At 31.6% G+C, this 4,678-nt stretch carries 3 protein-coding genes; all 3 read right to left on the bottom strand.

What is annotated here, in order from left to right; all coding sequences use genetic code 11:
• On the bottom strand, positions 1-1,592 hold a 1,592-nt coding region (locus ACMOUI_RS09225), incomplete at its 3' end, for a xanthine dehydrogenase family protein molybdopterin-binding subunit (RefSeq protein ID WP_418965407.1).
• Positions 1,593-1,613: 21 nt separating this feature from the next.
• A complete protein-coding gene (locus ACMOUI_RS09230) occupies positions 1,614-3,122 on the bottom strand; it encodes an HAL/PAL/TAL family ammonia-lyase (protein ID WP_418965408.1) in 1,509 nt (502 codons plus the stop codon).
• 21 nt (positions 3,123-3,143) lie between these two features.
• The coding region (locus ACMOUI_RS09235; RefSeq protein ID WP_418965409.1) for a BCCT family transporter at positions 3,144-4,678 on the bottom strand (1,535 nt) is incomplete at its 5' end.

The following is a 4,678-nucleotide window of genomic DNA, read 5'->3' on the forward strand; positions in this document are numbered from 1 at the left end:
GCTTTACCGATAACATAGGTAGTTCTACTTGAATAACATCCTAAATCATATGGGGTTTTTCCAGTATCTCCTTCATTTATAATAATATCATCTACATCAATTGTTAAAATCTCGGCGATAATCATTTTAAATGCGGTTATCGTTCCGCAACCGTGGTCATGTAAAGTTATATTCCCAATAACTTTACCCTGTTCTGTCATAACTAAATCAACTCTTGTATAGTCTATAACTTTTGGATAGAATCCACTAACATGTCCACCACAAGCAACAGATATTCCTCTTTTATATCTTTTATTTGTATCATTAAATTGGGAACATTCAGATTTTAATCTATACCAATCAAATTTTTTACTACCACTCTCTAAACACTCTCTTATTTTTATTGAACCAAGTGTAATATTAGTTTGAATATCTTTATCACCAGTTAAAAGGCAGTTTTTTAGTCTTAATTCCAAAGGATCGATACCTAATCTCTTTGAAATCTCATTGAAATTATGCTCAATAGTTAAAGCTGCTTCACCAGCAGTCCAGCCTCTATATGCTCCTGAAACAGGGGAGTTTGTAATAACTGCTTTCACCCTATAGTCTATATTTTCATACTTATAAACTCTTGAAAACTTACTTAAAAATGTGGCAATATAAGGCAGAGAGTTACCTATATAGGCACCTGTATTCATTAAAACATCTACATCAAACCTTTTAATAAACCCCTCTTTATTAACAGTGGTTGTAATTGTATTTTTCATAGAGGCCCTAGACACTGTTGAAACCATACACTCTTCTCTATTTAAGACTAGTTTAACAGGTCTTTTAACTTTTAATGCACAAGCCACAGCTACGGGTTCCACTATCCACTCCTGTTTGTTTCCAAAGGATCCACCCATAGGACTTTTAACAACTCTAAGTCTATGATTTGGAATTTCAAATAGATTTGAAAGTATTGTTCTTACTCCAAATACACTTTGATTTGGAGAGTAAATTACAATATTATTATTGGAATAATCATAATCTACTACACAAGCATGAGTCTCCATTGTAGCATGATGTAATCTTTGTAATTCCGATATAGTCGTAACTTTAATACAGTCCTCTTCCTTCAAAATTTTATTATTTGATTTAGAGTTATACGATGCACAGACAGCTCCATTATCAAAAATATTATCAATTTTACCAGTTAAAGAATCCTCACTTGAAAAAGAACTAGGATATTCCTCATACTCAATTTTTAATAGCTTGATCACTTTTCTAGCAATATCTTCACTTTCTGCTATAACAGCTCCTATTTTATCTCCAATAAATCTAACATGATTATTAAAAATTTGTTCAGTTAGTTCCACCTTCTGCTCATCTCTTGTTTTATAACGACTATATTTTTTATCTGTTGTATTAAATGGAGTTAAAATATCTAGAATTCCATCTACCTTTAAAGCTTCTTTACAATCTATTGACAGTACTTTCCCATGTGGAATAGAACTAACGATTAACACTGCGTAGACCATTTTAGGAAGAACCATATCACTAGCATATCTAATTTTTCCAGTTACTTTTCCATATGCGTCATGTACAGGATAACTCTTTCCAATTACTTCCATCTAACCTCCTTATAACCTATATTATGAGAACAAAATCTCATTGACAAATGAATCTGATTTAACTAAGTTATAAATCTCCTTAATATCCCTATAAATAGGGCGGTCTTCATTATAAAAGGGAACTGTTTTCCTTATTTTATCGTATGCTAATTGAGACCCTTCTCCTAAAATCCAGTCATCTCTTAGGTCTATAGCTTGTACTGCGTGCATAGCTTCAATAGCTAATATATAGAACATGTTATCAACTATTTTTTTCAACTTATCTATAACATATGGCGTATTGTTAGCATGATCTTCAATCTCTCCAGCTAATGAGTAAAAATCTGCTGTAGCAGGATTGGAAAGGTGTCTAATCTCTGTATCAAGGGATGTAAAGACTTTTTGAGTGGTAGCGAACCCTAGAACACTATCTCTAGGTGATAGAAATCTTGGTAATCTTGTGAACTCTGGATTTGATAACTTTATAGTCCTATGACAACTATTTTTTGATAGGTGAGAGATAGCCACACCTAGATTTTCAAACCCTAGAACCCAAGAGATTGATTCATAATTTGAACATGATATTAATTTATTCTCTTTCAATAATAAACATGGATTGTCTTCGCTTGAATTAAGTTGGATATTAAATAACTCTTGGCAATATTTAAAGGCATCTCTTATAGCACCATTAATTTGAACCCCTCCTCTGAAACATAGAGGATCTTGCACAGACTTTTTCCAATCTGAGTCATAAACAGTGCTTCCTTTAAGTAGTTTTGTGACATTTTTTAAGCTGATTAGTTGTCCCTTATAATTTCTAACTTTATAAACATCTTTATCAAGAGGAGAGGTATTTCCATTTAGCCCTTCTAAAGAAAGAGAGTAAACAATGTCAGCCAGATCCATCATTTTTTGAATATCCTTTAAAACTAGAGCACCAATTCCAACGGATAAGGCATTTGAACTAACTATAGCCAAACCATCTTTTGGGCCTAAATCGATTTGATTTAAGTTTACCTCTTCAAAAACATCTTTTGAATCTCTGATTTCATTATTGTAATAAACCTCTCCTTCCCCAATTAAGACTAATCCTATATGTGACAGATTTGTTATATCCCCTTCCCCTACCGATCCTCTTTTAGGAATTACTGGAATAATATTTAAGTTTAAAAGTTTTTCATACATTATAACAATTTCCACGGCTATGCCTGTACATCCAACTAAGAAAGTATTCAATCTAGCTAACAAAATTGCTCTTCCCTCAGTTTGAGTACAAAATGGTTCAATACCTAAAGAGTGGGAGTAAATAAGATTTGTGTTATATTTTTTAAAAAACTCTTTAAAAACTTTCTTATCTTTATTCCATCCAACTCCTGTGTTAAATCCATATACAGGAACATCGCTATCCACTAAATCAAATATTTTTTGTCTACCTTTTTTTACTTTTTCTAAAGCCTCATCTTCTATTTTTACTTTATAATTATATTTGGCAATTTTTTCAATATCCTCTATATTTAAATTTTGACCATTAATTATTATAGTATTTTGCATTTTTCCTCCTAATATAGACAACTAATTTATCTCCGAATCAAGAATAGCGCTATTTGGACTCTTATACTCATAATCTTCTTCAGCACAAACTATTTCATGTTTATCTCCTTTGATAATCATATATAATATGCTACAAGTCAGAAGTATCATTAAAAATAATAGTGGGAAACCTGCAACAGTAGATATCATTTTAGTTGCATCAATACCACTAATTTTTCCCTCTGGAGATAATAGATTAACTATAGCCAAAGAGCTCATAACTAGACCCCAAAATATTTTTATATACCCCGGTGCTTCTTGACTATCAGAGTAGTCTCCTATTGTAGACATTTTTGAGATTGTTCCAGTCATAGAATCACATAAAGTTATAACAGAGATAACTATGGTTATAACCATTATCCATGAAAATATTTTAGTTAAAGGATAGTTTTTTAAGAATGCATAGATAGAAACTTCCAATCCCTTATTTTGAATAACACCCCACAAATCGGTTCCATTTAATTGTTGATGGATTGCAGCACTTCCAAAAATAGCAAACCAAATTATTCCAAATACAGCAGGTAATATTAAATTATAAAATAAAAATTCTCTTATGGTTCTTCCTTTTGCAATACTTCCAAAAAACATACCTGAAATAGGTGCGTATGCAACCCAAATTGCCCAATAATATATAGGCCACCATCGAGGCCATTGACTTCCAATTATTGGGCTTAAAATTGTTGTTCTTTCAAAAAAAGTTCCTATAAATTCACCAGTTGCTTGTGTTCCTAAAGATAGTATAAAAGTCGTTGGTCCAAATATAAATATAAATGCTAATATTGCTATATATATTTTTGAATTTTTATCTGATAACCACTTCATTCCTTTTTGAATTCCAATATAACTTGAAAATATAAAGGATGCAACTATTGTTCCAACAATGGCAATCCAAACTATTCTATTTGGACTAAGACCAATTAACTCTTCCATACCACTACCTAATTGCATGGTAGCAACTCCAAGAATGGCAGCAATTCCTCCAGCCATACTAAAAATACAAAGATTATCTATTATTGCAATAACTGTTTTATTAATCTTTCTTCCGAAGATAGGATACAGCAATGAACTAACTTGAAAAGGCATATTTAAATTATAGACAACATACGCAGAGCCTATTCCAATTATTGAATACATAGCATAGGGAATGAAAGTCCAGTGTATATAGCTTGTAACCAAAGCAAATGTGGCAGCAGATTCACTTCCAGCAGCAAAATTTAGATAATCTGGTGGGTTCATGAAATGGGTTATAGGTTCTGCAATACCCCAAAACATAATCCCAGTACCAATTCCAGCACATAGAGTAATGCTAAACCATGTCCAATTTGACATAGTAGGTTTCGCATCTTTTCCACCAAATCTAATATTTCCAAATTTTGAAAGCATTAAAAATACACATACTAATAGAAAAAATAGAGAAGATAACTGAAATAACCATCCAAATTTATCAAAAGCAAATTGAACAATATAGTTTTCTAAATTATAGAATTTTTCAGGACTTAGTATACCTAACAATATGG

The organism is Cetobacterium sp., from assembly GCF_048470075.1.
Lineage (GTDB): Bacteria > Fusobacteriota > Fusobacteriia > Fusobacteriales > Fusobacteriaceae > Cetobacterium_A.

Bases quoted from the DNA above. Each gene is read 5' to 3' on its own strand.
- ACMOUI_RS09230 (WP_418965408.1), bottom strand. From the start codon at position 3,122: ATGCAAAATACTATAATAATTAATGGTCAAAATTTAAATATAGAGGAT.